The organism is Methylibium sp., assembly GCF_013817365.1.
Lineage (GTDB): Bacteria > Pseudomonadota > Gammaproteobacteria > Burkholderiales > Burkholderiaceae_C > Methylibium.
Genome location: NZ_JACDCU010000319.1, coordinates 1 through 4,885, shown reverse-complemented (window position 1 = coordinate 4,885; position 4,885 = coordinate 1). Strand labels below are relative to the sequence as shown.

General features: G+C 67.3%; 5 protein-coding genes. 1 reads left to right on the top strand and 4 read right to left on the bottom strand.

Features of this window, described 5'->3' with window-relative positions:
- On the bottom strand, positions 1–2,095 hold a 2,095-nt coding region (locus H0W38_RS16615), incomplete at its 3' end, for a TonB-dependent receptor (protein WP_292456103.1).
- 56 nt (positions 2,096–2,151) lie between these two features.
- Positions 2,152–3,147, bottom strand: coding sequence for a GTP-binding protein (locus H0W38_RS16610; RefSeq protein ID WP_292456102.1), 996 nt, complete (start codon positions 3,145–3,147; stop codon positions 2,152–2,154).
- A gap of 126 nt (positions 3,148–3,273) precedes the next feature.
- Here H0W38_RS16610 and H0W38_RS16605 point away from each other — a divergent pair, with 126 nt between their 5' ends.
- Entirely contained in the window at positions 3,274–3,693 is a 420-nt protein-coding gene (locus H0W38_RS16605; RefSeq protein WP_292456100.1) for a Fur family transcriptional regulator, read from the top strand.
- A gap of 268 nt (positions 3,694–3,961) precedes the next feature.
- On the opposite strand, the gene H0W38_RS16600 is transcribed toward H0W38_RS16605, so the two are convergent.
- Positions 3,962–4,129: a hypothetical protein gene (locus H0W38_RS16600; RefSeq protein ID WP_292456098.1), complete on the bottom strand. Its 168-nt coding sequence runs from the start codon at positions 4,127–4,129 to the stop codon at positions 3,962–3,964.
- A 16-nt stretch (positions 4,130–4,145) separates the two neighbouring features.
- The coding region (locus H0W38_RS16595; protein WP_292456096.1) for a YeeE/YedE thiosulfate transporter family protein at positions 4,146–4,885 on the bottom strand (740 nt) is incomplete at its 5' end.

Here is a 4,885-nt window from a genome sequence, read left to right as displayed (position 1 = left end):
ACGCATAGGTCCCCGCGAGCCACACCGAGCGTGGCCGGCCCAAGATCCACTGCGTGTTCGAGCCCTGCGTGGCGTAGACCTTGTCGAAGGCGTTGTCCAGGCGCAGGTTCAGCTGAAGCTGCGGCGTGGCCAGCCAGTTCAGGCCGAGGTTGACGGCCGAATACGACGGCATCGACGCGGTGTTGGTGTTGTCGGTAAAGCGCTCGCCCACGTAGCGCACCGCGCCGTTCGCCTTCCAGCGTGGGGCGATGTTCCAGAACAGCAGCAGGTTGGCCGCGCGCTTGTGCACGGTCGCAGGCACGTTGCCGGCAAGCGACTGCCGCTCGCCGCCGACCTGGGCGCTGAACTCGTCGAAGCGCGGGTCGAGCACCGTGCCGTTCAGGTCGATGCGCCAGGCGCCCAGGCGCACTGAGGCCGAGGCTTCGAGGCCGCGCGAGGACTGCTGGCCGACCTGCTCCGATACCGACGGGTCGGCCAGGCTGGGCGTGAGCAGGTCCTTCTTGACGATGCGGTAGGCGGCCAGCGTCCAGGCAAGGCGGCCGTTCCAGGCGCTTTGCTTGACGCCGACTTCGACCTGCCGGCCGTCCGACAGGTCGAAGCCCTGCTGGTTGGCGCCGATGCTGGCCAACGAGTTCACCGGGTCGGAAGCGGTGGCGAACTGGCCGTACACGGCCACGTCCGGCAGTGGGTTGAAGACCACGCCCACGTTGCCGCTCACGCTGCTTTGTTCGCTCTTCGTTGTCTGCCCGTTGATCCGGTCTTCACGCTCGTTGCGGTACTGGTCGGCGCGCAGGCCGGCGACCGCCGACAGTCGATCGCTGAGCGCAAGCCGGTTCTCCACGAACACGCCCGCCTGCGTCAGGGTCATGAAGTAGAAAGGCTTGGACTCCTGGTCGTAGGCGTCACGGTAGCGTCCCGGCACCGGGTCGATCGCATCCACCACCGAGGCGCCGCCGCGCACGTTGTCGTGCCGGTCGTAGTCGTTGCGGTTGAGCTCGAAGCCGGCGAGGAAGTCGTTCTTCATGCCGGCGACCGAGCCCTCGACCTTGGCGTGCGTCTGCGTCCCGTACTGCCGCTGCAGCGAGCGCGCGATGTCGCGGTAGTTGGTGCGGCGCACCGTGGCGCCCGTCGTCGCCGTAGGCGCTTGCGCAGTGAACGTGAAAACGTCGCGGTAGCGACGGCCGTGGTGCATCCAGTAGGTGCTGTTGTGCACCGACACCTTGTCGGAGGCCGACCAGTCGGTTTCGAGCGTCAGCCACTTGTCCTCGAAGAAAAGGTCGTCGTCGTCGATGTTGTAGTTCTCACCCCGCGTGCCCGGCACCGGTGCGCCGCCCGACACCGGCGTGCCCAGGTAGTGCATCGGCCGCTGCTTGCCGTAATCGACCGCCAGCACGAAGCGCAGGCGCTCGCTGGCGTCCAAACGCAGGGAGGCCGACAACGCGATGCTGTCCGATTCGCTGCGGTCCACCCAGTTGTCGGCGCTGCGGTGGCTCGCGTCGAAGCGGTACGAAAAGCCGCCGCCGAGCGGCCCGGTGCTGCCGAATGCCTGGTGCAGCGATCTGTAAGAGCCTGCGCCCAGCGCCACCTCGTGCTCGCTGTTCCCGGGGTCCGGCCGCTTGGGCACCACGTTGACCGCGCCGCCGATCGCGCCCGTGCCATAGAGCACCGAGGCCGGGCCGTACAGCGCTTCGACCCGCTCGACGCTCCATGGGTCGAACGGAAAGCTCACCACGCCGCCGGCGTTGAACATCTCCAGCCCGTTGTAGAGCTGCTTGACCGAGTTTTGCCCCGAAAAGCCGCGCGCACTGAGCAGGTTGCCGCCGTTGCCCGGGTTGTTGGACGAGGGGATGCCGGGCGCCAGCGTCTTGGCTTCGACCACCGTGTTCACGCCGAGCGCGCGGATCAGCTCGCCCGGCACGACCGCCACGCTGGCCGGCGTCTCCAGCGGCGTGAGGTTCAGTCGGCTGCCGGCAGTCGAGGGCTGCTCCAGCCTCAGCGAGCCGGAGCGCTCGCCGGTGACCACGATCGAAGGCAAGACGAGGTCGTCGGTCGATTGGGCCCGGGCGGGCAACACGACGCATGCACCGATCAGCACGAAAGCCGACTTCAAAGGGCACTAGCGCGTGTGGGCGCACCACATGCGGCGTGCGCTCATGGTTGCGCGCGCGCCGGCGCAGCATCCGCCACGCAGGCCGAGAGACCTTCGAGCAGCATCTGCTTGGGCATGTCGCGGCCGATGAAGACGAGCCTGGACTCGCGCGCCTCGCCCGGCTTCCACGGCGTGCCGTCGTCCGCACCCATCAGCATGTGCACGCCCTGGAACACGATGCGCCGATCGGAGCCGCGAACGTTGAGCACGCCCTTGTAGCGCATCATCTTCGTGCCGTAGACCTTGACGATGGCGCCCAGGAAATCTTCGATGCGCGCCAGATCGAGCGGCCGGGTCTCGCGGAACACGAACGAGGTCACGTCGTCGTCGTGCTCGTGGTCCACGTCGGTCAGGAAATCCGGCTCGATCTCGAGGATGGCATTGAGATTGAAGCCGCGGATGTCGAGCAACTTGTCGATCGGCGTCTCGCCGAAGTGGGCCACCGAGATCGGCGCGCGCGGGTTCATGCGCTGCAGGCGCTGCTCGGGCGCGCGCACCTCTTCCACCGAGACGCGGTCGGTCTTCGACAGCAGCAGGCGATCGGCGAAACCGACCTGCTCCTGCGCTTCGTGGTGCTCGTCGAGCTGCTGCGACGCATGCACGGCATCGACCAGCGTGACGATGGCGTCGAGCAGGTAGCGCTCACCGATCGCTTCGTCCACGAAGAAGGTCTGCGCCACCGGGGCGGGGTCGGCCAGGCCGGTGGTCTCGATGATCACGCGGTCGAAGTTCAAGCTGCCGGCGGCGCGCTTGTCGTGCAGCTCGCCCAGGATGCGCACCAGGTCGCCGCGCACCGTGCAGCAGATGCAGCCGTTGTTCTCGACGATCTGCTCGTTGCCGTCCTGCACCAGCAGCTCGTTGTCGATGCCGGCTTCGCCGAACTCGTTCTCGATCACGGCGATGCGCTGGCCGTGCTGCTCCTGGAGGATGCGGTTGAGCAGCGTGGTCTTGCCGCTGCCGAGAAAGCCGGTGAGGATGGTGACGGGAACGAGCGACATTCGAACCTCCGCAAAGCGAGTCGGGTGATGCTGGTGCGACCTTTCGGTCGTGACAGCGAACGATAACGATAACGCATTATCATAACAACCGCCAAACCCCCGGCAGCAGACGGCACAATTCTTCTCATGGAACGATCAACTCGCCAGCGCACAGCCATCAGGGAGGCCATCGGTCTAGCGGGCCGGCCCTTGCTGCCGCAAGAAGTGCTCGAGAGCGCCCAAAACCAGGTGCCGGGCCTGGGCATCGCAACCGTCTACCGGACTCTCAAGCAACTGGTCGATGAAGGCGAACTGCGGGCCGTGCGGCTGCCGGGCGACAACCCCCGCTACGAGTCCGTGAATCACGGCCATCACCACCATTTCCAGTGCACGACCTGCCAGCGCGTGTTCGATGTGCACGCCTGCCCCGGCAACCTCGCCCGGTTGGCGCCGGATGGTTTCACTGTGGAGGACCACGACCTCACGCTGTACGGACAGTGCCTGACCTGCCAGCCCAAGCCTGCATCGAGGCGGCCGGCGACAAGCAAGCCGCAAACACGCCGCTAGCAGGCTGACCGTTCGGGGGCGACAGCAATGCAAGCGCTGTCAGGAAACAGAAAAAAAGGACCTGGCGTTTCCGCCCGGTCCTTGTATGTCTACTGAGTCGACTACCAAATCTGGTAGGCGCGATCGGACTCGAACCAACGACCCCCACAACTCCCCGTCGACCATCAGCGAGGCCCGTCGCGGTCGCGCTGCTGCTGCCCCGCAGCACCACCTGTCCCACCATGAATTTACCGTTGTACTCGCTGGCGGGCATGCCGGCCGCTGCGCTTCAGCGGGCAAGCGAGCAGTGGCCGCCGCTGACGGCCTGACCCGAGCCCGCTGCGACCAGCGGCGGCTCCTGGCGCACATCGATAGGCGGCGACTGCGACCAATCCCAGCCGACGAAGACGACCAAGGCGATCCAGAACAGGGTGCTCGACAGGACTCGGATGGTCATCGCGTGTCCGATGCGCTCAGAAGCCGAAGCGTCGACGAACCCGCACGCCGATCAGCGTGCCGGCGAAGGCCATCGGCATCCAGATCCAGCCGTGCAGGCTGCCGGTGGAGATGCCGCTGAGCAGTGCGCCGATGTTGCACCCGAAGGCCAGCCGTGAGCTGTAGCCGAGCACGAAGCCCGCCACCAGGCCGATCAGCCACTGCCGAGCCGTTAGCGGGCGGGCGCTGGCCTCGCGGCGCCGCGCCGCGATCCACAAGGCGCCGCCGAGGATGCCGATGTTGGTGATCGAGGTGACGTCCAGCAGCAGCGATTGCGACAGCCGCTGCGCGTTGCCGGCCTGGCTCCAGAACGCATTGCCTGCTGCATCGAAGCTGCCGGTGGCCTGCGCCAGCTTGGCAGCCCACAGACCGAAGCCGTAGACGACGCCCCAGGTCTGGCCGGCGATGGCCAGGTTCAGCGCGGCCAGCCCGGCCAACGCGAGCGCGCCCCAGACCCAGCGGCTCGCGATCCACTCGCGCCCCCAGCCGGCCCACAGCCGCACGCCGACGCCGATGGCGATCAGCGCGATCCAGGTTCCCGCCAGTGCGGAGCCGGCGCCCCAGGACTGCACGATGCTGACCGGCGCGACTTCGCCGAGCGCGAGCCAGCGGTCCAGGTGCGCCGATCCGAGAAAACTGCCCAATGCGAACAGCGGCAGGATGCCCATGTTCAGCGGCACCCCGAGCCCGGCCTTGTAGAGCGTGCCCGATCCGCATC